20 protein-coding genes are annotated in these 21,787 nt (G+C 42.7%); 14 read left to right on the forward strand and 6 right to left on the reverse strand.

The features are described from left to right. Positions 1-217 precede the first annotated feature (217 nt). The 8 genes from U5K72_19375 to U5K72_19410 all read left to right on the forward strand — a co-directional run bounded on the left by U5K72_19375 (position 218) and on the right by U5K72_19410 (position 8,513). The gene (locus U5K72_19375) at positions 218-1,606 is read left to right on the forward strand and encodes a DASS family sodium-coupled anion symporter (GenBank protein ID MDZ7720990.1); all 1,389 of its coding nucleotides are present in this window, start codon (positions 218-220) and stop codon (positions 1,604-1,606) included. 13 nt (positions 1,607-1,619) lie between these two features. After that, a complete protein-coding gene (locus U5K72_19380) occupies positions 1,620-2,120 on the forward strand; it encodes a response regulator (GenBank protein MDZ7720991.1) in 501 nt (166 codons plus the stop codon). 8 nt (positions 2,121-2,128) lie between these two features. Next, positions 2,129-3,586 carry an ATP-binding protein gene (locus tag U5K72_19385; protein MDZ7720992.1) on the forward strand — a complete coding sequence of 486 codons (1,458 nt, stop codon included), beginning with the start codon at positions 2,129-2,131 and terminating at the stop codon, positions 3,584-3,586. Positions 3,587-3,745: 159 nt separating this feature from the next. Next, a complete protein-coding gene (locus U5K72_19390) occupies positions 3,746-4,645 on the forward strand; it encodes an SMP-30/gluconolactonase/LRE family protein (protein ID MDZ7720993.1) in 900 nt (299 codons plus the stop codon). Between the two features lie 181 nt (positions 4,646-4,826). Beyond that, positions 4,827-5,771 carry a DUF1684 domain-containing protein gene (locus U5K72_19395; GenBank protein MDZ7720994.1) on the forward strand — a complete coding sequence of 315 codons (945 nt, stop codon included), beginning with the start codon at positions 4,827-4,829 and terminating at the stop codon, positions 5,769-5,771. Positions 5,772-5,957: 186 nt separating this feature from the next. Then, a complete protein-coding gene (locus tag U5K72_19400; protein ID MDZ7720995.1) occupies positions 5,958-6,182 on the forward strand; it encodes a hypothetical protein in 225 nt (74 codons plus the stop codon). A 5-nt stretch (positions 6,183-6,187) separates the two neighbouring features. Then, on the forward strand, positions 6,188-6,898 hold the full coding sequence (locus tag U5K72_19405; protein MDZ7720996.1) for a hypothetical protein: 711 nt from the start codon (positions 6,188-6,190) through the stop codon (positions 6,896-6,898). Between the two features lie 241 nt (positions 6,899-7,139). After that, on the forward strand, positions 7,140-8,513 hold the full coding sequence (locus U5K72_19410) for a dipeptidase (protein ID MDZ7720997.1): 1,374 nt from the start codon (positions 7,140-7,142) through the stop codon (positions 8,511-8,513). A gap of 970 nt (positions 8,514-9,483) precedes the next feature. On the opposite strand, the gene panD is transcribed toward U5K72_19410, so the two are convergent. From panD to sucB, 4 genes are read right to left on the reverse strand one after another with little or no spacing between them, the layout of a single operon-like run. Continuing rightward, positions 9,484-9,900, reverse strand: a complete 417-nt coding sequence (panD, locus tag U5K72_19415) for an aspartate 1-decarboxylase (GenBank protein MDZ7720998.1) — start codon at positions 9,898-9,900, stop codon at positions 9,484-9,486. An 11-nt stretch (positions 9,901-9,911) separates the two neighbouring features. Then, entirely contained in the window at positions 9,912-10,760 is an 849-nt protein-coding gene (gene panC / locus U5K72_19420; protein MDZ7720999.1) for a pantoate--beta-alanine ligase, read from the reverse strand. A 37-nt stretch (positions 10,761-10,797) separates the two neighbouring features. Next, complete coding sequence (locus U5K72_19425) at positions 10,798-13,059, reverse strand: pyrroloquinoline quinone-dependent dehydrogenase (protein ID MDZ7721000.1); 2,262 nt, start codon at positions 13,057-13,059, stop codon at positions 10,798-10,800. A gap of 12 nt (positions 13,060-13,071) precedes the next feature. Next, positions 13,072-14,874: a 2-oxoglutarate dehydrogenase, E2 component, dihydrolipoamide succinyltransferase gene (sucB, locus tag U5K72_19430; GenBank protein ID MDZ7721001.1), complete on the reverse strand. Its 1,803-nt coding sequence runs from the start codon at positions 14,872-14,874 to the stop codon at positions 13,072-13,074. A gap of 227 nt (positions 14,875-15,101) precedes the next feature. On the opposite strand from sucB, the gene U5K72_19435 reads away from it, so the two are divergent. Further along, positions 15,102-15,461 carry a hypothetical protein gene (locus tag U5K72_19435; protein MDZ7721002.1) on the forward strand — a complete coding sequence of 120 codons (360 nt, stop codon included), beginning with the start codon at positions 15,102-15,104 and terminating at the stop codon, positions 15,459-15,461. 390 nt (positions 15,462-15,851) lie between these two features. Here the strand turns inward: U5K72_19435 and U5K72_19440 are convergent, their stop codons facing one another. Both U5K72_19440 and U5K72_19445 read right to left on the reverse strand, forming a co-directional pair. Continuing rightward, the gene (locus U5K72_19440; protein ID MDZ7721003.1) at positions 15,852-16,769 is read right to left on the reverse strand and encodes a universal stress protein; all 918 of its coding nucleotides are present in this window, start codon (positions 16,767-16,769) and stop codon (positions 15,852-15,854) included. A gap of 579 nt (positions 16,770-17,348) precedes the next feature. Continuing rightward, positions 17,349-17,729 (reverse strand): hypothetical protein, encoded by a 381-nt coding sequence (locus U5K72_19445; protein ID MDZ7721004.1) that lies wholly within the window; start codon positions 17,727-17,729, stop codon positions 17,349-17,351. A 473-nt stretch (positions 17,730-18,202) separates the two neighbouring features. Here U5K72_19445 and U5K72_19450 point away from each other — a divergent pair, with 473 nt between their 5' ends. The 5 genes from U5K72_19450 (at position 18,203) to U5K72_19470 (ending at position 20,997) form a co-directional block, all read left to right on the forward strand. After that, on the forward strand, positions 18,203-18,439 hold the full coding sequence (locus U5K72_19450; GenBank protein MDZ7721005.1) for a hypothetical protein: 237 nt from the start codon (positions 18,203-18,205) through the stop codon (positions 18,437-18,439). 250 nt (positions 18,440-18,689) lie between these two features. Then, positions 18,690-18,980 (forward strand): hypothetical protein, encoded by a 291-nt coding sequence (locus U5K72_19455; GenBank protein ID MDZ7721006.1) that lies wholly within the window; start codon positions 18,690-18,692, stop codon positions 18,978-18,980. A gap of 449 nt (positions 18,981-19,429) precedes the next feature. After that, positions 19,430-19,558, forward strand: a complete 129-nt coding sequence (locus U5K72_19460; protein MDZ7721007.1) for a hypothetical protein — start codon at positions 19,430-19,432, stop codon at positions 19,556-19,558. A 64-nt stretch (positions 19,559-19,622) separates the two neighbouring features. Continuing rightward, positions 19,623-20,720 (forward strand): T9SS type A sorting domain-containing protein, encoded by a 1,098-nt coding sequence (locus U5K72_19465; protein ID MDZ7721008.1) that lies wholly within the window; start codon positions 19,623-19,625, stop codon positions 20,718-20,720. A 76-nt stretch (positions 20,721-20,796) separates the two neighbouring features. Next, the gene (locus U5K72_19470) at positions 20,797-20,997 is read left to right on the forward strand and encodes a hypothetical protein (protein ID MDZ7721009.1); all 201 of its coding nucleotides are present in this window, start codon (positions 20,797-20,799) and stop codon (positions 20,995-20,997) included. The last annotated feature ends 790 nt before the right edge of the window (positions 20,998-21,787 follow it).

The following is a 21,787-nucleotide window of genomic DNA, read 5'->3' on the forward strand; positions in this document are numbered from 1 at the left end:
TAAAAAACAAAAGCCCCGAAGTGGGCGAAATCCTGCCTAAAAAGAATTATTTATTTCATATCGAAGTAAACCCGATTGCCATTTTATTTTTTGGATTGATGAAATCAAATTAAAAGCGTTTTCAGTCCGAAAAGTTGATGTCAACACTTATAAATGACTGTTGATTTCTGTAATTTCATTTAGGGATTATAACTGAATGAATAGAGAGTAATTAACAATGTCGAAGGTTAAATGGGTGGGCATGCTTTTAGGTCTCCTGGGTTTTTGTCTGCCTCTGTTAGTAACGTTTCCGGGTCTATCGCTTGCCGGTCATTTTGCGATGAGTATCTTTTTACTGGCCGCCATTTTCTGGATGTTTGAAACTATTCCCATCTACTCAACCTCCATTCTTGTAATTTTGAGTCAGGTTGTTTTTTTGAGTTCACAGGGATTTATCGACTATTCCGGCACCATATATTCACCTCTGGATTACACGGAATTTTTGTCCACACTTGCGGATCCGATCATTATTCTATTCTTAGGCGGGTTTGTACTGGCTGATGCATCCGTGAAGTACGATTTTGATAAAAGTATGACACGATACCTGCTTCGGCCGTTTGGTTCTCAAACCAAATTTATAATGCTTGGCCTCATGATTGTAACCGGGTTCCTGTCCGCATTTATGAGCAACACCGCTACCACCGCTATGATGATTACCGTTATTCTGCCGATTATTGCAAAAATGGAACCGGGCGACCCGGCACGAATCGGGATTGCGCTGAGCATTCCTTTTGCAGCAAATATCGGGGGCATGGCAACACCCATCGGCACGCCGCCAAACGCCGTGGTCATCGCAGCCCTGAATAACCAGGGAATGAATGTAGAATTCAGCAGTTGGATGATCTATGCGGCCCCGCTTGCCATTGTCATGCTTTTTATCACGTGGCAAATATTAATCCGGTTGTATCCGCCGGCGATGGATGCAATATCCCTCAACCTGGAAGGAAAATTGAAAACCTCGCGGGATGCACTGATTCTTTACGGAACCTTTGCGGTAACGGTTCTTCTGTGGGTAACCGAAAGCTTCCACGGAATAAAGAGCGCAATTGTTGCCCTGATACCCGTTACGGTTTTAACGCTCACATCAACATTCCGGAAAGAGGATATTCGAAAACTTCCCTGGGAGGTTTTATGGCTGATTGCTGGTGGAATTTCGTTGGGAATTTCCATGAAAGAAACCGGCCTTGCTGAATGGATGGTTAGCGCAATATCCTGGGATCAGTTCGGGTACCTGGCTCTTCTCGCAGTGTTCGCCTTAGTGGCTTTGGCGATGTCGAACTTTCTGTCAAATACAGTTACTGCGTCTCTGTTGATTCCGCTTGCCATTACACTGGTCACTTCCGGTATATTGCAGGGAACGGCCGGAATGATGATGATTGGTTTAGTGATTGCACTTGGCTCAAGCTTTGCCATGATTCTGCCGATCTCAACGCCGCCGAACGCCATTGCCGTAAGCACAGGTATGCTAAAAACAAAAAATATGATAACGGCCGGGTTGATTGTAGGACTGATTGGACTTGGTTTTATACTGCTCTTGTCTATGATTTATTGGCCTTATCTGATGTAAAATGGAGAAAACTATGGAAGAAAAAATCTACATATTGGTTGTTGAAGATGAGCCCGAAGTACTGGATGCCATCGTACGGGATATATCGGATTTTGAATCGCACTTTGTGATAGAGATGGCCGATACGGCGGAAGAAGCCCGGGAGATTATTCAATCCATTTTAAAAGAGGGAGATCAGATCGGGTTGATATTGTGCGATCACGTTTTGCCGGGAGATAATGGTGTTGAACTGCTTGTGGAGATGCAGCATGCACCAGAAACCGAATCAACCCAAAAAGTGCTCATTACAGGTCAGGCCGGACTGGATGAAACCGTTCGTGCAGTGAACGAGGCTGATCTGAAACATTACATCGCCAAACCGTGGGAGAAAGAGAAACTGGTTGAAATTGTTAGAAATCAGTTAACTGATTATGTGCTTGAACATGTGTCTAACCCCATGCAGTATATGGCAGTATTAGATGGCGAAAAAATTGCCGAACAGATCAGAAAGGGAAAAAGTGTAACGGACAAATAGATCTTCTCATGAGTTTTAAATTAAGTAAACGATGGATCGAGGATAAAAAGCTCGTCACAAATCTCATACAAAGAGTATTTGATGAAACCGGAGAGTCGGAAAAATTTGTTCATAAAATCGACAAGGGGGTCACTCTTTTCGAAGAAGGGGATGTTCTGAATGATATTTACATCCTGCTGGATGGTGTTGTTGAGTTGTACAAGAAAAAGCCACATACAGGGGTAAACTTCCCTGTCATTCGCCTGGAATATGGGTCACTGATCGGTATTATTGCGTTTACTACGGGAAAGCCATCCCTTACTACAGCCATAACATCGGAACCTTCAACGGTCCTCAAAATTCCCGAACCAGAGATACGGTTATTGCTGAAACGTGATGAGCGGATGAAGGAGTACATTGACGAAATCATCCTGGCAAATCTGTCTGAGCGTTTTAAAAGCAATATCAGTCTGCAGATAAAGCTGGATTCTGTCAATAATAAATTGCGGGAAGAGAGGAACGAACTCAAAAAAGCATACCAGGAGTTAAAAGAAGCTCAGGACCGGCTGATCTACCAGGAAAAAATGGCTACACTGGGGCAGTTGGTGGCGGGGTTTGCGCACGAGGTGAATAATCCCACGGCATCTCTTCTGCGGTCAACAGAAACACTGGAAGATCGAATTTCTGAGTTGATTAACCGCGGTGATCAGGATCCCGAAAATCAGGAATTTGTCCGTAAAATTTACGAGGCCGGTAAAAAATCCGGTTATCCTGATACAGCTACCCTTCGTGAACGATCGAGGGAATTGAGAGCATATTTTCCTGAAGTGAAGGCTTCACAACTTCGTTTGTTAGCTCAGCTTCCCGCAGATCTTGTCCCTGATTTTCAATCTGAAAAAATAACCAATACAGACGATCTGGAATTTTATCTTCACTATTTCGAACTGGGAAAGATGTTCCAGAATATAGAATCGGCGGGAAATCGTATTTCGGGTTTGGTAAAAAGCCTGAAGAGTTACAGCCGAACGGATACTGATCAACAGTGGGAGCTGATCGACATTCGGGAGGGTATCCACGATACGCTGCAACTAACGAGTAATCGAATCAAATACTATGATATTCAGATCCACCTGGATGAAGTTCCAAAAATTCGGGCAAATCCAGCGGCACTGAACCAGGTTTGGACAAACATTATTCTGAATGCTGCTGATTCTATGGGAAAAAATGGTTCACTGGTTATTGAATGCAATTCTGATCATGAACAGATTCAGGTTACTATCCGGGATTCAGGTCCCGGTATTCCCGAAGAGATTATCGACAAAATTTTTGATTCCAATTTCTCGACAAAAAAATCGGATCTGAAATTTGGTCTCGGACTGGGGCTTTCCATTTCTAAAGATATCATCCAACAACATGGGGGTACCATTTCTGCTGAAAATGCGCCTGAAGGGGGAGCTGTTTTTACGGTTATTCTGCCTGTGGAATAAGTCATCAGATGAAGGTTTCAAGTAGAAATTGTGCAATTATCAACTATACTCACTCAATGACCACGCTCTTTATCGCAAAGAAATAGGACACACAAAACTTTTAAATGATCATTTTTTCTGCGATAATAGATCTCACTCAGCTAAAAAAAATGGACAAATATGAAATCAAATAACCTATTTTTCTTTTCAATCTCAGTTCTTGTTGTTTTACTGTTGGGCTCTTGTGCTCAAACCGAATCAAACGAATCACTTTTTGAGGACGGTCCGGAGTTGATAACCACGGGGTATCAGTTTACGGAGGGACCGTACTGGCACCCGGACGGATACCTGATCTTTAGTGACATACCGGCGAACACCGTTTATAAGTGGACTCCCGGCAGTCCCGATACTGAGGTATATATCGATTCCTCCGGGAATTCAAACGGGATTACCGCCATGCCGGACGGGACGTTAATTTTAGCGCAACATGCAGGTAAAGTATCAATGGTAAACGAGAATATGGAACTGGTACCCCTTGCTGAAGAGTATAATGGAATGCGGCTCAACAGTCCGAATGATGCAGTGGTCCGTTCTGATGGATTGATCTACTTTACCGACCCCACTTTTGGTGTGTCTGACGAAGATCAAGAGCTGGATATCACAGGTGTTTATCGTATTAATTCGGATACCACCCTAACACTGCTTTATGAAGAGATTGCCCTTCCGAATGGTATTGCATTCTCACCGGATGAATCCTACCTCTATGTCGCTGATTCAGAAAACGGACAAATAACCCGGTTTGATCTGCTTGAGAATGGAGATGTCGAAAATCCAACTGAATTTGCAAATATCGGGGCTATGACCGATATGGGCGGTGCTGACGGAATGACGGTTGATGCAGATGGCCGTCTCTATACAACCGGCCCAAACGGATTGATTGTGTTCGATTCGCAAGGAAACCAGCTTGAACAGATCGAATTTGATCAACAGGTTACAAATGTGACGTTTGGCGGTGCGGATGGCAATGAACTGTTTATTACTTCTATGGATGACGTATATAGAGTTCGTGTGAATAAATAAACTTTATTTACCCGTCTGACCGCTTGGAGCAGTGTACCTGTTTAGCGGTTAAAACTTACGGAGCGGTCTGACGGGTTTGAAAAGAGGGTTCGTGCGATGTTTTTTAGAATGGAAATTCCTTTCAAAAAGTTATGATATTTTAGAAATGTGATAATGTTTGTTCATCCTTTATCTTTCGTAAATGCTCAACACAAATCTTCTGATAGATAAATTTCCCTCAATCATATTGGTAATTCTTTTGGTGGGTTTATCCGCTTGCAAGAAGAAAGACCTGGGGCCGGCCGAGGTTTCGGATAATTACGTTCAGGAGGTTAAAGCTTGGAAGCAGGATCGGGTGGAGAGTCTCAAATCTCCCACCGGATGGCTTCGGCTTGATGGGATGTTTTGGCTCGATGAGGGAGAAAACAGCTTTGGCAGCGGAGAGAATCAGGATATTCAATTCCCGGAAAGTACCATTCCCGAAATGGCAGGCACCCTTACCTATGAAAATGGCCGGGTTTTGATGAATGCAGCTAAAGATGTACCCATTATGCATGAAGGTGAACCGGTCTCTGAAATGGTTTTGTATGATGGAGAAAATCAAAACACACCCCATGTTGAGTATGGAAGCCTGGAGTGGTTTGTAATTGTAAGAGAAGATTTGGTGGGTATTCGGCTTTTCAATAAAGACAATGAAAAGGCAGACCAGTTTACAGGATTTGATTCCTATCCCATTGATGAGAAATGGAACCGGCGTGCTCGATTCATTCCCAATCCCGAGGGTTCTGCAATGTCCATCGTAAATGTTTTGGGGCAGCAGCTTGACGTTGCATCGCCGGGCGTATTAGAGTTCAGTATTGACGGAAAAATTTATACTCTTGATGCGATTGACAGTGACGACGACATGTTTTTGATTGTGGGGGATCAAACGAATAAAACCGAAACGTACCAGGCCGGCCGATATATTTACGTTGATTTTCCGGAAGAGGGATCTCAATATACCAACATCGATTTTAATAAAATCTACAATCCACCTTGTGCATTTAATGTATTTACTACCTGCCAGCTCCCGCCGCCTCAAAATCAGCTGGACGTAGCCATTAAAGCCGGTGAAAAACGAGCCGAAAACTGGCAGGGCCTTCATTAATAGTTACAATCTGCCAGAAGTCAGCATCACTACTGGTGAACAGTGACCGGTGGGGGAAAGTTAATTGCTTGATATTTGTTGTTATAAAATCAAGATTATCACTTCAATCTGTGATATGCAGAAATAGAAACCCATCAAATTGCGATACTTATATATGTAAACTATATTGGAAAAAAAGGTATTAACATGTGGAAAAAATTAAAATCTTACATTCGATTTTGGAAGAAGAAACCCGAATATCACATGGAAGGGGCTGCTTATGGAGGATTAAGAATTGATATAGACAAGTACTATCAAGACGAATCAAATAGAAAAAAATTGGAAGAGATTAATAATTCTGCCTTCGGGAATATGTTTGATGAGAAAGGGAATAAAAAACAGGAGTTGCAAGAATCCTCATCTACTGTCTAAAATAAATGCTAACCTTAGATATATTTCTCATACCTGTACTTGGAGGATTTATATTTGTCAAGTATTCCTACTTAACACGGTTTAGGGCTATTAGGGATAACGGTTATGTGATACTTTTCAAGTCAGCAATTTTTGGATATTTCTTTTTTGGGATTGGATTCGTTTTCTGGAGAGCAGCTATTCTTGATAATAATACCAACCCAAGAATTTATGAATGGCTAAATGATTTGCATGCATTTTTTCTCAATCCTGAAATTGTTCCGGCTCTTATTTCTTTATTAATTGCAGGATTCGTTTTGGTTGCTCTAAATTGGGCTATAGATGAAGATGAAATGAAAAAGGTAGTAATAAGACGGGACGATGATGCATTAGAGATGACAATTCTTAAAGTATTCGAAGAGGAGAAAAATCTTCTTGTTACTCTTAATAATGGCAAAGTGTATATTGGAAAAGTAACAGATACCTATTTTAGAATTAATGATGAGATTCGTTCAGTACTGATAAATCCTCTTTCAAGTGGCTTTCGTGATCCATCAGATCATAAAATAAAACTCAATACATATTACGGGACTATATATAAACAAATTTTAGAAAACCCCGATAATTTTGATACTAAAATATCTGATTTTTCAGTAGCTATTCGATATGATAATATTGTAACAGTAAGTCCATTTGATCCGAATGTATATGCAATGTTTAGGGAGTCAGGGAATTAAGAAGGTGTGGTTTATGTAATTATTTTTTAATTAACTTTTTCTATGCTATCTCAAATATACCATCAAAGTCGGTAAGAAGAGACCCGTGGAGGAGATGGAGAGAGTTTACTTTCATTGAGTTTCCGTGTTGTACAAAAGTGCCGTCAATTCCTTACATTTCGGGATTGAGACTGAGACATAAACCGTGGAGTCTCAATCATCTATTGACAACTTGAAATTGAATTGAATCCCCACTTTGGATATGAATAAGCTGCAAGATTATATAGACGCTAATAAAGAGAAGTTTAGAGAAGAACTTTTTGATCTGCTTCGAATCCCCAGTATAAGTACCTCCTCAAAAAACAAAGATGACGTTAAGAAAGCTGCACAGTTTCTTGTCAACCAGCTTAAAGAGATCGGGCTGGATGATGTAACCATACACGAAACGAAGGGCCATCCAATAATTACCGCTGAAAGGTGTCCCCATGAGGATCAGCCCACTGTTTTGGTGTACGGACATTACGATGTACAACCATCTGATCCGGATGAAATGTGGAATTCACCCCCGTTTGAGCCAACTGTAAAAGAGGGTCGTGTTTATGCACGAGGTGCCAGTGATGACAAGGGACAATCCTTTACTCATATCAAAGCAGTTGAAGCCTACATGAAAACAGGGACAGAATTGCCGGTCAATGTTAAATTCATTTTGGAAGGTGAGGAAGAGATTGGCTCGCCACACTTAATTCCATTTATAAAGGATCATAAAGGCCTGCTCTCTTGCGATATGGTTTTGATTTCGGATACGGCCATGTTTGGAGAGGATCAACCCTCAATTACCTATGGATTGAGAGGTCTTGCCTATTTAGAGATCGAAGTGACCGGTCCATACAGAGACCTGCATTCGGGAGTGTATGGCGGGGCTGTTCAAAATCCGGCTAACCTGTTGTGTGAAATGATTGCAAAGCTGAAAAACAGCGATGGGAAAATTAGTATACCGGGTTTTTATGATGATGTTGAACCATTGACCGATGAAGAGCGCGAGGTTATCCATGAACTTCCGTTTGATGAAGAAGAATTTAAAAAAAGTCTCAGCCTCAATGAGGTGGATGGCGAAGAGGGGTACAGTTCACACGAAAGAGCTACAGTTCGCCCCTCATTGGATGTAAACGGCTTGTGGAGTGGTTACCAGGGTGAAGGCGCAAAGACCGTTTTACCTTCAAATGCCGGTGCTAAAGTGAGCATGCGTTTGGTACCAAACCAGGATCCCAAGAAGGTAGCAAAGCAATTTACTGAATACATACACTCTCTCACCCCCAATACGGTAGAAGTGGAGGTGATGGAGCATCACGGCGGGCATCCCATTGTAATTGACCTGGACTTTTACGGGTTGAAGGCCGCTGCAAAAGCGTTTGAAGATGTATATCAAAAAGAGGTGCTTTTCTCAAGAGAAGGCGGTTCAATTCCAATCGTGGCTGACTTTAAAAAGGTATTGGGAGTCAATTCTATATTGATGGGTTTTGGCCTCACAAAAGATGCCCTGCATTCACCAAATGAAAGTTTTTCTCTGAAAGATTTCCATCGCGGTATTAAAACCTCGGCGAGATTTTTTGAGATTCTGCCGGATTTTGTGGAGTGAAGAATTTCCCTCTCTTGAATGGAGTCCGCCTTTAGGTGGAAGGGATGTTCTCGTGATCAAAGTAACATGTTTTGAGTTCATACATGACCCAATGAAATGTTTGCCCATCCTTTTTTCAAAGGAAAATGGACACAAGTGACGCTTCGCTTAACACTTGCGCCAGTCAGGGGAAGAATTTCCCCATTCCAAGGGAGAGATTCCACCTTCGTCGCGCAAGTTATCTCGAAGAGATCCCTCACGGGGCAAACTTGCGCAAGGTTTAGATTTCAGAAGTTACCCCGAAATTTTTACTTAATAATCCATAAACCAAATAGTATCAACAAATTGTAGAATTTTACAAGTGGAAACTGGAAAAAAGAGAACGAATGTGCTTTGATACAACATAAACAGCCCTACAGCATTTCTTTCCTGATACTTTTGTACCAGCAAAAGTATCCAAAACCTCCCGGCTGTGAAGAATCTGTGGCGGCTGATTGTTCAGCGCGGCACCCTTCGAATGGTCCATTTCGTTTGTAAGTAGAATCAAGTGTATCACCGGTAACGAAGGCTGCCACAGCGCTTTACAATCCAGCCTGTTCCCACAGATTCTTCAAGGCCGAATGTATTGGAGACCTATGATCGATCCTCAGGTGTTTCGGGAATAGCGGGAAAGCCGTTGGAAACGGTAAAAAAAGAAGTGAATACAAATACACAGTCTAAAACTATAGACCGTGAACATCTCTATTCCCGATGCGTTTTTCGTCACCTGGTCTTCGAAGCTTTAGCGTAGTAGTCCTTTTTTCGCATTAAAAAAGAGACTACCACAAAACGTGATATATTTCGGATGAACAATGACGAGCAGAGCACTTGGGATTAGGTTCTATAGGATGGAGTAAAAATGGGGTAAGTCCTCTTAGATTTGCCTTGACAATAAAAAAAGCCTGTTCCGTCAATTCAGAACAGGCTTTCTTATTCGATCTAAACAAAAAAGTTAATTAGATGACTCAACCAAACCGCTTTCAAGATCGAATGATTTTCCATGTACGTTTTGTTCGAGAATTTTTTGAGGTTCATTCTTCTCATCTACAATAACCACAGTCGGTTTGTGATTTTTTGCTTCCTCAGGCTCCATCTGTGCAAATGAAATTACAATAATTCGGTCATTTACTTGTGTCAGGCGTGCGGCTGCACCGTTCATGCAGCAAATTCGGCTGCCTCTCTCGCCGGGAATCGTGTACGTTTCCAACCTGGAACCATTCGTGATATTAACCACTGAGACCTTTTCGTATGGAAGAATGTTTGCCATATCCAACAGATCTTCATCAATCGTGATGCTGCCCTCGTACATGAGGTTGGCCTCAGTGACCTTCATCTGGTGTAATTTGGATTTAAACATCGAAAGTTTCATATCAAAAAATCTTAAAATTCAAGCAGAATGTTATCTATCAGCCGGGTATCTCCTATCCATACGGCACCGGCTATGATGTATTGTTCATTTTTTGTTAACGTTTCTGCCGGAGTCAACGTTTTTTTATCAAAGACATTAAGATAATCAATTTCTAAACCTTTTGCTTCCAGTTCACTCTTCTGGTGTTCCAGTAAAAGCTTTGGAGTGCTCACTCCTTCAGCAATCTGCTTTTCGATATATTGAAGACTTCGGTATAAACTCGGAGCTTTTTGTCGTTCCTCTTTGCTCAGGTAGGCATTTCTGCTGCTTAATGCCAGGCCGTCATTAGCCCGAATAATCGGGCCCATTACCAGTTTAACCCCGTGATTAAATTCCGTAACCATCTGCTGAAGAATAATAAACTGTTGAATATCCTTCTGCCCGAATACAGCAAAATCCGGCTCAATGATATTGAACAACTTATTGACAACCAACAGTATTCCTTCAAAAAAACCGGGTCGAGATCCGCCGTCGATATACTTGTTCAATTCATCTATCTCAATTCTGAGGTACTGTGTATCGCCGTACATAACCTGATCCGTAGGTGTAAATACCGCTGAGACCCCCAGTTCCTGGCACTTTTTTAAATCAGTATCCAGTTCGCGCGGGTATTCCTCAAAATCTTCATCCGGTCCGAACTGTTCGGGATTCACATAGATAGATACAATCACTTCATCTGCTTTTTCCTGGGCCAGCTTCATCAGGGAAAGGTGACCCTCGTGAAGGGAACCCATAGTGGGCACAAATCCAATTGTTTTTCCATCTGTCTTTCTTTCTTTGATGAATGATCTTATTGAATCAATTTCTGAGAATACGTCCATAAACTTTTCTTATTTCTGCGGAAATCTATTATAAAACCTATGAATTTGGAAGGGTAAAAGCGATGTAGTAATCTCCTGATTTGGTTCCCAGTTTTCCTCCTCCGCAGGCAATCACCACGTACTGTTTGCCATCTACAGAATAGACACTGGGTGTGGCATAACCCGCAACCGGTAGTTTGTATTCCCATAAAAGTTCGCCGGTTTCTTTATCAAACGCACGAATTTTTTCATCAAGCGTAGCTGCAATAAATAGCACGCCGCCTGCTGTTACAACCGGGCCTCCATAATTTTCAGTTCCCGTGGTTGGTATTCCCTCCTCAGCCAATTTCGGATATTCACCAAAGGGAATTTTCCACATATATTCACCCGTATTCAAATTGATGGCATTCAGAGTACCCCAGGGAGGGCTGCTGGCCGGATATCCCTCAGGTGTTCGAAATTTATTGTAACCGGTCATTACGTATGGAGATGATTCTGATTCGCTTGTTAACTCCTGTTTGTCTGAGCTGCTCAAATCCACATCAAAATGAGTTTCGTTGAGTAGAAAGTTGACAACCGATTGTTTTCTTTCCTCCGAGAGGTGATTAAATCCGGGCATCATCCGCCGGCCGGTGTTAATCAGTTCAAGTATTTCTTCCGGGCTGTAGAGATCTTCGACACCGATCAGGGTTGGATTATTTCCCGTTCCTTCCCGGTCAGGCCCGTGGCATGCAATGCAGTAACTCATATAGGTACTCTCGCCAAAAGCGATGGAACTTTCGGCTGAACCGGGCGCTTGGGCTTCTGCCGGAACCATCGTGAGGGTCCACGGAACTTCATTACTGTTTACATATAGAATACCGGTTTCAGGGTCGAACGCACTTCCGCCCCATTCAGCCCCGCCGTCATACCCGGGAACCATCAGGGTTCCTTCAAGTGAGGGCGGCTCATACATGTGGGCTCTTTTAAGAGTTTGTAGTTGATTTTTCAGATCCTCTTGGATTTCTTCAGAGACGTAAGGATTTATGGCCGAATCTGGCAGATGCTGCCGGGTAATTGGTTCAGGAATGGTTGGCCTTGGCTGAGTGGGCCAGACTTCTTCGCCTTCCAGGTTCGTTTCTGCGGGAACAGGAACTTCTTCGATGGGAAAAAGCGGCTCTCCGGTTTCACGATCAAAAAGGAAGATATATCCTGTTTTTGTGGTTTGAGATACGGCATCAATCTCTTCGCCATTATGAGTGACGGTAACCAGGTTGGGCGCAGATGGCAGATCACGATCCCATAAATCGTGATGTACGGTTTGATAATGCCAAATTCGTTCACCTGTAGCTGCATCCAGCGCCAGTAGTGAGTTGGCAAACAGGTTCGAGCCCTTTCGGTTTCCTCCGTAGAAATCCGGGGAAGCAGAGCCGGTGGGAATGTAAACAATTCCTCGTTCCTCATCTAAAGCCATACCCGCCCAGCTATTAGCGCCACCTATTTTTTTCCAAGCATCGGGATCTTCCCAGGTATCGTAACCAAACTCCCCGGGATGCGGAATCGTGTGAAATGTCCACTCCAGTTCGCCAGTTCGAATGTTAAAGGCGCGAATATCACCGGGAGCTGCATCGTCTCCTTCTGATACGCGTGAGCCTATGATGATCAGATCCTCATAAACAATTCCCGGTGAGGTGGTTACCACGTAAAGATCTTCAGCCCGTCCCTGGAATCCGGCTTTCAGGCTGGCTTTTCCATTCTCACCAAATGATTTTACCCGTTCGCCATTGGCAGCATTCAGTGCATAAAGATCGGGACCGGCTGTAAAAAGAATGCGTTTATCGTTGCCACTCTCCCAAAAAGAAACACCACGGTTCACATTCAGCCAGGTTTGAATTTCAAGCGTATCTGGAAAGGGATTGAAGCGCCACTGTTGTTCCCCGGTTGAAGCATCCAGTGCAACAACATTCAATCGGGGAGTGGTGGAGTAGAGAGTTCCGTCGATAATGAGCGGATTGGCCTGGATTTGAGAATTTGCAACCGTATCTGCATCACCGCTGCGATAGGCCCAGGCAACTTCAAGCTGACTCACATTTTCGCGGTTAATCTGATCGAGCCGGGAATACTGACTGCTGTATTTATCACCCAGAGAAACTTTCCAGTCTTCTGAAGCACCGATTTCGTCGAATTCTGAGCTGCACGAAATTAACAAAAATGAGAAGACAAGCAGAACCAGAAAACTTAGTTGAGATGGCGCAAGCGTCCTCGCTTGTGCCACAGCGTCATCACCGGCACAAGCGGGACGCTTGCGCCATTCCTTGTTATGTTTCGTAATTAAGGCCATTAAGAGTAGTATTTAAATAGCCCGGTCGGTATCGAAGTTTTCGAGCAGATCTTTTACCCGGCTCATAAATGCACCGCCGTGGGCTCCGTCAATAATTCGGTGGTCGTAACTCATGGAGAGATACATCTTGTGGCGGATGGCAATTACATCTCCCTGGTCGGTTTCGAGAACCACGGGTCGTTTCTCAATCACACCGGTTCCTAAAATAGCAACTTGTGGCTGATTGATAATGGGGGTTCCCATCAGGTTGCCAACACTTCCATAATTTGTGAGTGTAATGGTTCCGCCTACGAGATCATCAGGATTCAGATCTCTGTTTCGTGCTTTATTGGCAAGATCGTGAACGGACTTTGCAATACCGGCCAGGTTTTTGTTTTGAGCCTGTTTTATCACAGGAACAATCAAACCGCCTTTGCCGCCTTCGCCCAGTGCAACCGCAATCCCAAAGTTGATATCTTTTTTGAGATGTATTTCATCGCCGTCAACCGAACTGTTAATCAGTGGGAACTCACCGATTGCCTGGATAAAAGCTTCAATAAAGATCGGAGTGTAGGTGAGTTTTACACCGGTTTGATCGTAAAACTTCTTTTTGTTGGCTTCGCGCCATTTCACAATCTTGCTAACATCAACATCGCTAAAAGTGGTAACATGGGCCGAGGTTTGCTTGGAACGCACCATGTGATCGGCTATCACTTTGCGCATGCGGTCCATTTTTATAATTTCAACATTCTCTTGTGGTCGATGCACATCCAATTCTCCGGCCGAAATTTTTCCTTTCTCCCCGGCTTTTTCGGCTGCTTTAGCAATTTTTTCTTTTCCTTTTGCGGCAGAGGGTGATTCAATCTTACCGGCTTTTTTATCCTCCACGTAAGCGAGGATATCCTCTTTTGAGACCCGCCCGTCTTTACCACTTCCTTCGATAGATTCAAGCTCTTCCTGGCTAATGCCTTCCTCACTCGCTATAGATCGTACAAGTGGCGAGTAGAACCTGCCGTCGGATCCTTTTCGCTGTGGTTTCGAAGCAGTGTCTTCAGTCGCTTCTCCCGACTTTTTAGCCGTACCATTACTGGCGGATGCTTTTTTAGATCTTTTCGCATCTTCGCTTTCATCTTTCTTCGCTGATGATTTTGAAGCACCCGATGGTTTGCCGGTGGTAATGATTGCAATCGTTTGCCCGACTTCAACGGTATCGCCCTCTTCAACTAAAATTTCTGCAAGATATCCTTCTGAGGGAGATGGAACTTCGGTATCCACTTTGTCGGTGGCAATCTCCAGGAGAGTTTCATCCACTTCTACTTTATCGCCCACTGCTTTGGCCCATTCAATAACAGTACCTTCCATCACAGATTCTCCCATCTGCGGCATCTCTACTTCAATACGTTCTCCTTCATCTTCGCCGTTGGAAGAATCTTCTGTATCCTCGGGCTCTTCTGATGACTTCTTCTCTTCTGTTTCGTTTGATTCTTCTGCGGTTTCTTCTTTCTCCTCTGCTGCTTCATCACTTTCTTCAGTCTCATCACTATCCGCAGTCTCATCATCTGAGGCAGAATCATCACTGCTATCAAAAGGCTCTCCCTCTGTATCAATGACGGCAATGGCCTGGCCCACCTCTACGGTCTCATCTTCTTCAACTAAAATTTCTACCAATACACCGGCTTCAGGCGAAGGGACTTCGGTATCCACTTTGTCGGTGGCAATTTCCAGGAGAGTTTCATCTACCTCAACTGCATCTCCCACCTTTTTTTTCCATTCAATAACGGTTCCCTCCATTACAGACTCGCCCATTTGGGGCATCTCAACTTCAACCTTTGCCATGTTCAGACCACTTTATTTTTTAATGTTACGAGCAATTTTTGTCGCAAAAATAGTACCTGTTAAGATCAGAATAATCGATATCAGATCAAAATGGAGGTGCTGCACAAAACGTCATTTAACATTCTGGAATGTTTTTACTTTGTGCTATTTGCAATTACCGGTTTTTGGTTTGAGTTTTGATTTCAAAACCATATTATCTGAAAAACTTTTCAACAAATATAATTCCAATGCGTGCCTTTATAGCAATTCTGTTTTTCTCCTGGTTATTGACGCTCTTTCTGCCGTGGTGGGGAATTATTATTCCGGGTTTAATATTTGGTGCCTGGTTATTACAGGGTGGACTTCAAGCTTTTTTGACAGGATTTTTAGCGTGCGGACTCGCCTGGTTCTTGCAGGCGCTCTACATTGATCTTGCCAACGAATCGATTCTGTCAACCCGAATTGCCGAGATGATGGGAGTTGGCTCTCACTGGATTATATTGCTTGCCACATTTTCTGTTGCAGCACTCACAGGCGGCATTGCAACATTGTCCGGCTATCTTGTAAAAGCAGTATTAAAGCCTGAAAAAGAGATCACCACAACTTAGCCCGGATTATGCACCAAGAAAATTTGGTTGTGCACAAGGCGAAGAGGAAATGGTGACGGAAGGGTACCTGAGTACCCTGAGTAAAGCATTTCAACTTCAACGCAGTGCACGGGCAAATTTCGTAGCCATTTGCCACAACACTCAAAATTGAGCTACCATCATTTCCCGATACATATAATAATATCAGTGTCTTAACTTATATTTTATACATTTTCGTGAATAATTCGGGTTAGTGTCTTGTCAACGCTGGAATGACAGATCATCATAGACTTCCGAAGTCTCCCGAACCGTTGCTAAAGTTAACTCCTCGTTACAATAAAGGAAGGATTAATCTTGTTCTGAAAGACTTCGGAAGTCTCATCTACATGACACGTTATTGTTGACACAACATTAGCTTCTATCTGCAGGGATCAGGAGAACAGGAATTTTACTGAAACGCGTAACCTGGCTGCTGACTCCTCCAAGGAAAAAATCATGGACATATCCTTTACCCTGGCTTCCCATTACCGCTAAGGTAACTCCCCTCTCTTCAATAGCTTGAATAATCTCTTTGCCGGGCGTTCCGAATGTGATAATGATATCTGCATCTTCACGCGTATGGTCAGATAATGAGTTTCGCATCTCTTCCAGGTTCTCCTCATTCATCTTCATCAGTTCATCATGGCTGACAGGATCTTTTAGTGCAATTGCATGATGGCCCTGCACATGAATCAGCGAAACCTTTCCAACCTTTCCATCGGATTCCAGATGCCGAACAACCTCAAATGCACGGTCGGCCGTATCAGAAAAGTCGGTTGCGTGCAGAACGTGATTGAGTATATTTTTAAATGAATGATTTACAACCAAATGCCGAACGCTTTTTTCCTCATCCGTATACTCCATACCCATATTAATAAGTAAAACGGGAAGGTGTGAGCGTTGTAAAACCTCAGTAGCGGTACTTCCCAATAACATCTCCTGGACCATGCTTTGTCCGCGGTTTCCTATCAAAATGAAATCGGCATCTTTTTCATCGGCTGTTTTCATGATCTCAGTTGGCGGGTAGGCATAAGAACCGGCCTTGATCTCAACATCAACGGTAAGGTCGTGCTTTTCTACAGTTTTTTTGTATTTCTCCAGCTTCTCTTCGTAGGGAGTCAGGTCCGGTTCTACTTCCCCTTCATCATCGGTGTATGCTACCGATACAACTGTAATCAGGGTTACCTTTTTCAACCCCATCTCTTTAAGGTGCGGTAATTGATCTAATATAATGTCACTGGCTTGCGAGTGATCTAACGCAACAACGGCGTGAGTAAATAAAGTTTTCATTGAATATTCCCTGTTTGTTAGCTCTTTTTATGGAGGCTTTGAAATACCCATCTGTCGGTTGTTTTTACCGGCTGATGGGTGTCTCCAACCCGTCAGCCCGCACATACAGCGTGCAGACGGGCAGTAATGCAAAGCCCTCTTTATGTAAAATAAGAAAGAAAAATGTGATTCTTCTATTTTTGCTTCATCAACCGTGATTTATAACAGTTGTTTTAACGACACTAAAATCATGCATGGTTTCGAATTCTATTTTCTCGTCCGAATCCGCTCTTCTTTATATAGCCTTGGGAAACATTCATTTATTGTAAGTGTTTAGCGTCCTGGCAGAGTGCGATAGCTCCTGCCAGAGTCGCGTGGATCGGTTTTTGAGGGGAATACCTTATCCCATCCCGAGGCCTCGGGAACAGGAACCGAAAAGCACGGTGCTCTGTCAGGTTGTTTGACTCAAACCGCTAAACAGATACCATTTATTTATGAATGTTTTGGAGATTTCTGTTCAATGGAAGTATTACGAAAAAAATCCGCACTGTGTTAGTCAATGCGGATTAAATTAATTTAGACTATAGGATTAAAAATCATTTAAAAAGAAGATCTGCTTACAGATCTGGATCGTCTCTGAGGATTACCCTGCTGCTGTTCAGATGGATCTACAACCTGGAGTTGATTTTTGAGATTTGTGGAAAGCTCTTCAACGTCATCTTCAGTCAGCACTTCCGAAATATCCTCCACTCCCGATTTAATAAGAAGGTTGAATACCATTCTGTTAAACAGCATCTGCTGGGCTGCCGACGTTAACTGCATAAACTGCTGCTGGGGAATTTGTGCACCGGAGAGTTTAATCTTGTTGATAACGGGCTCAAGCAGTTTCTCAATTTTAGAGTCGAGCTGCTTTTCCAGCTCTTTGGCCTGTTTATTCTCTTTACTGGTTACCTCTTTACCGGATGGGTCAACTAATTTCATAATTCTGTAAGTATAAGTTTCATTTTGATTTAATTCGGTTACTGCACTAAAAATAAGGCTTCTTGGCAAGCATTGAAAAAATTGGATTTAGTTGATAATTTTTTAATCTAAAGTGGTTTGATTCCCCTACCTTGGAGTCGGAAAAGACAAAAGTCCCCTTCGACACACTGAGTCTGTAAGCTCCGCTTTTGGTAAAAAGTCAGCAAAGTTTGATTCCTGTTAGTGGTATGATGGATTAATAGAAGCGGAGCTTTGGGTTGGCGTGAACAGATCTATTATTTGTAACCACAGTAATGGGTTACCGGCAAGTTTATTTCCCCATCTTAACCGAAAGAATTTCATCTTTTATTTAAAAATTCTAACGTTAGAATGCTTTAATTTAGAAGAATAATTGTCACAGAAGTCTCATATTCACTGATTGTTTAATCACTTACAATCAACAGTTATTCCTGCTTAAAAAAAGAGATTTAAATATGAATCACAGGCTATTCTCTTCTTTCACTAAGAAATTGTTAAAAGGACTTTTACTACCTCTTACTCTTTTTATAATAGGCTCATCTTTTTCTACAGCTTTTGCTCAAATAGATGCACTAACAAATAGCTTAGATATTGTAGAAGTAGTCTATGAAAAAGACGGCGTGTTCTATACGCAAACAACAGCAGGTACTGTTCCATCTGACCTAGACGATCCAGTAGTAATGATGCAATAAACATTTATAGAATTACCTATGACACAGCCGGAAATTAGGCAGTACATGATTTAATTGATGTATATCCAAAATCTGATGATGTTGGCTTTTTAAGCTTTGCAACTGAAATTACTGATAGTACGGCTAACCTGCTTCTGACATTAGCAGTGGTTGAACCGAATCCAGAATGGTGTTACAAATTACGACGATCTGCACAAGTGGCACCCGATGATGTTGTTACAATAACGGAGAAGACCCTTACGAACTGGCCATGCAGAGAATAACAGCATTTCCGGATGTTCGCTCCTATTGGACTGTTAGATGGAACCAGCACCTTGGTGGAACACTTCCAGAGTATCAGGATTTTATGTCCTTCCTCTTTTACATTCGCGGAACATTTGGTACTTCAGATGAGGCTCAAACATTTACAGAACCTGATGCTGTATTTCTGGTTACCGAGAGAAATGGGAATTCTCCCTTACTATTTACTCCACTCGATCAAAGCGGAAGTCCGATTTTAGATGCAAATAAAGTCGAAGTAGATACAAATACAGATCGGTAAACCTAACGATGTTGATTACCCGTGGAACACAGGTTTTACAAATTCAAATGACCCCAACAGCACTCAGCTACAACATCTCTTATTGTTTAATAATGAACTGTTTTTCAATGATAATCCTGGTTCAGCACAAAATATTTATGGATTTGACGTAGATTTGGAATATTCCTTACGCTGACGGTTCCGTTTTAGCGTTTAGAAATCCACAAACCCGTATTACCGTAGGTGAGTGTTGGAGGACTCTATCCTCAACCCCGATTACCGGTGCAACATATTCCGAACTTTTAGATAATATTTGGACGCAGGGAGTTCCCGGCTCGAAATCTGAACCGCCGGAAACTCCAGCTTCTGATTCGAATGTTCTTCTTTGGGATCGAACGTACAATGGTGAAGATGAAGGAGTCGGCTGGATGGACAACAGACTGCGAGGACAAGTAGCCCATTAGATTTAAATGATACAATTCGCGACAGGAACCGGTTTTCTACTTAGCGTATTTGCGGATGATGATTTTGATGGTACTGCCGATGATTTTCCAAAAGTACTTGAAGTGGAGGGGAAAGAAAATAATTCAACACGTTGACTCCAACCCATGAATAGTAACTCTGAATGGGTGGACGCTTTTGGGAAATCCTTATGGAGCACCATTGAATTGGAACAAAATTATTAACAATACTAACACTAATAACATAAACACCGTAGCTTATGTTTATGACAGAAACTCCGGTAACGGCCCTACAAATGGAAATAGTGGAAGTTGGCTATCCCACAATGGAACTACAGGTGATATTGAAAATGGTTTGATCGCTCCATTTCAAGGATTTTTTGTTCAAAATGATCGAATAGTGAAACATCATGTTACGCCATTTGTAGAAATGCAATTAGACGACCGTACTTCTTTAGAATTTGCATCTGGAAGTACCAATGAGTGGAAATTTTATGGCAAATCTGCTGATGAACAACTTCAAAGCATTCGCCTTGAAGTTGAAGGAGAAGGACTCCTTAATTCAGCTTGGATTTCTTTTCCAAGTGATGGTTCAAATCATCGTATCAAAGGTGATGCATACGAATTAACCCCTTTTTCAGAGCACTATGCTATGCTATCAACAAGAAAAGGAGATGAACTTTTTGATATTGGACAGTTTCCCTATAATGAAGAAACCACCATTCCGCTAAACCTTGAAACCACGCTTCCGGGTACATATAAACTCAAAATTACGGAATCTAACCTGATTGGCAGCGATCTTGTTTTCACGGACACCCAGGAGAATGTCACGCTTCCGCTGAATGAAGATTTTGAATATGAGTTTGAGGTCCGACAGGCAGCCAAGGCCAATCCAGACCCGCTGCGCTGCGGAGCAACAGGACAGGAACTGGCGGCCAAATTCAAGCCCAAAAAGGCAAAAGTTACATCAACAGTAGATCGCTTTATTATTCAACATGCAAGTGCGGTTGATAATCCCGGTGGCGGTGAAACTCCTTCTAAGGTCAAGCTCAACCAAAATTATCCCAACCCGTTTAATCCAACCACACAGATCAGTTATCAACTGCCGCAACAAAGTAATGTACTCCTGGAAGTGTACGATCTGACCGGCAAACTGATTACTACACTGGTGAATGAAACGGTATCATCAGGTACTCACAATGTGACCTTTGATGCGGCAAATCTCTCCAGTGGTGTTTACATGTACAGGCTTCAAACGGCGAATCGGGTTCTCTCAAGAAAATTGACTGTAATCAAATAACTAATAAACACAGGCTACAGACAACTTTATAATTCATTGGTTATAACAAGAAACTTAACTGTTTAAAATACAAATCATGAAAAGTGCTTTTTATTGGATCTTTTTTATCTCGCTAATAGCGATCGTTCTTATCATATCTGTAGATATAGTGTTTTCTCAACCTCCGCCGCCCCCACCAAGTAAACCTCTTCAAAATCCCATTGACGGAGGTTTAGGATTATTGGCAGCCGCTGGTGGTGCCTATGCCATTAAAAAATTGAGAGATAAGAAAGAGTAGCTTCTTAATAGTAAAATTTTTGAAAGCGCAACTGTTAGGTTTAGGTTGCGCTTTTTTTTTATGTAAATAACCTGACAGCACCGAGCGGATCTGTCTGCGTTGGGTCTTAGCGTTGGTCCGAAGAAATCCGTTGGTAAACGTTGAACCGACGCTGACAGGAGCTTCGCACGCTGTCAGGTCGCTTTTTTTAGATCTGCGATGGATCTACCAGTCTGGTATCAAAAAACTTCGGCGTTTCAACCGCTATACAGGTACTCACGTGGAAGTGATTCCATCAGGGGTGTGTTTAAGGGCGTAAATTAAGGAGGGAAGCAATGAATTCAGTTCTGTCGGTCAGCCTTGCGGGATACTCTTCAAAAATCCTCCACCGGTAAGCGGATTACTTAATTCTTTTTCATAGAAGGCTTTGCAAAACTCTGACCGTCATCCTGAACTTTCCCATCCCGGGGGATTCAGGATCTCCAGATACTGGCTATAAAGACGAATGGAGAATCTGAATCGAGTTCAGATGTGTGCCTTGAAGTAAAGGTTTAATTGCCATAGTTGGCAAGTGTTCTTTTACATGCTGTTGCAAAGATGGTAGTTGGCCTACCGGAGGCGCTGTCAGCCAGCGCCTTCAAACCACCTTCTGGTGCTCGTAAGCGGGTGCTGAGCGAGAAGGAAAAGGTGAGCTATGACTCATCAGGTAAGACTCGAACGAGCCGAACGCAAGTGAACGACTATTGAAGCATCGATACTCGTCAGACTCTGTCCGAACCGGGGAGGTATCTGAATCGCCGGGACAAAGTGC

The sequence above is a fragment of the Balneolaceae bacterium genome (assembly GCA_034521495.1).
GTDB lineage: Bacteria > Bacteroidota > Rhodothermia > Balneolales > Balneolaceae > Rhodohalobacter.

Excerpts from the sequence above, each read along its gene's own strand:
- U5K72_19375 (MDZ7720990.1), top strand. The coding sequence starts at position 218 with ATGTCGAAGGTTAAATGGGTGGGCATGCTTTTAGGTCTCCTGGGTTTT.
- U5K72_19380 (MDZ7720991.1), top strand. The coding sequence starts at position 1,620 with ATGGAAGAAAAAATCTACATATTGGTTGTTGAAGATGAGCCCGAAGTA.
- U5K72_19385 (MDZ7720992.1), top strand. The coding sequence starts at position 2,129 with ATGAGTTTTAAATTAAGTAAACGATGGATCGAGGATAAAAAGCTCGTC.
- U5K72_19390 (MDZ7720993.1), top strand. The coding sequence starts at position 3,746 with ATGAAATCAAATAACCTATTTTTCTTTTCAATCTCAGTTCTTGTTGTT.
- U5K72_19395 (MDZ7720994.1), top strand. The coding sequence starts at position 4,827 with ATGCTCAACACAAATCTTCTGATAGATAAATTTCCCTCAATCATATTG.
- U5K72_19400 (MDZ7720995.1), top strand. The coding sequence starts at position 5,958 with ATGTGGAAAAAATTAAAATCTTACATTCGATTTTGGAAGAAGAAACCC.
- U5K72_19405 (MDZ7720996.1), top strand. The coding sequence starts at position 6,188 with ATGCTAACCTTAGATATATTTCTCATACCTGTACTTGGAGGATTTATA.
- U5K72_19410 (MDZ7720997.1), top strand. The coding sequence starts at position 7,140 with ATGAATAAGCTGCAAGATTATATAGACGCTAATAAAGAGAAGTTTAGA.
- panD (MDZ7720998.1), bottom strand. The coding sequence starts at position 9,900 with ATGAAACTTTCGATGTTTAAATCCAAATTACACCAGATGAAGGTCACT.
- panC (MDZ7720999.1), bottom strand. The coding sequence starts at position 10,760 with ATGGACGTATTCTCAGAAATTGATTCAATAAGATCATTCATCAAAGAA.
- U5K72_19425 (MDZ7721000.1), bottom strand. The coding sequence starts at position 13,059 with ATGGCCTTAATTACGAAACATAACAAGGAATGGCGCAAGCGTCCCGCT.
- sucB (MDZ7721001.1), bottom strand. The coding sequence starts at position 14,874 with ATGGCAAAGGTTGAAGTTGAGATGCCCCAAATGGGCGAGTCTGTAATG.
- U5K72_19435 (MDZ7721002.1), top strand. The coding sequence starts at position 15,102 with ATGCGTGCCTTTATAGCAATTCTGTTTTTCTCCTGGTTATTGACGCTC.
- U5K72_19440 (MDZ7721003.1), bottom strand. The coding sequence starts at position 16,769 with ATGAAAACTTTATTTACTCACGCCGTTGTTGCGTTAGATCACTCGCAA.
- U5K72_19445 (MDZ7721004.1), bottom strand. The coding sequence starts at position 17,729 with ATGAAATTAGTTGACCCATCCGGTAAAGAGGTAACCAGTAAAGAGAAT.
- U5K72_19450 (MDZ7721005.1), top strand. The coding sequence starts at position 18,203 with ATGAATCACAGGCTATTCTCTTCTTTCACTAAGAAATTGTTAAAAGGA.
- U5K72_19455 (MDZ7721006.1), top strand. The coding sequence starts at position 18,690 with ATGCAGAGAATAACAGCATTTCCGGATGTTCGCTCCTATTGGACTGTT.
- U5K72_19460 (MDZ7721007.1), top strand. The coding sequence starts at position 19,430 with ATGATACAATTCGCGACAGGAACCGGTTTTCTACTTAGCGTATTTGCG.
- U5K72_19470 (MDZ7721009.1), top strand. The coding sequence starts at position 20,797 with ATGAAAAGTGCTTTTTATTGGATCTTTTTTATCTCGCTAATAGCGATC.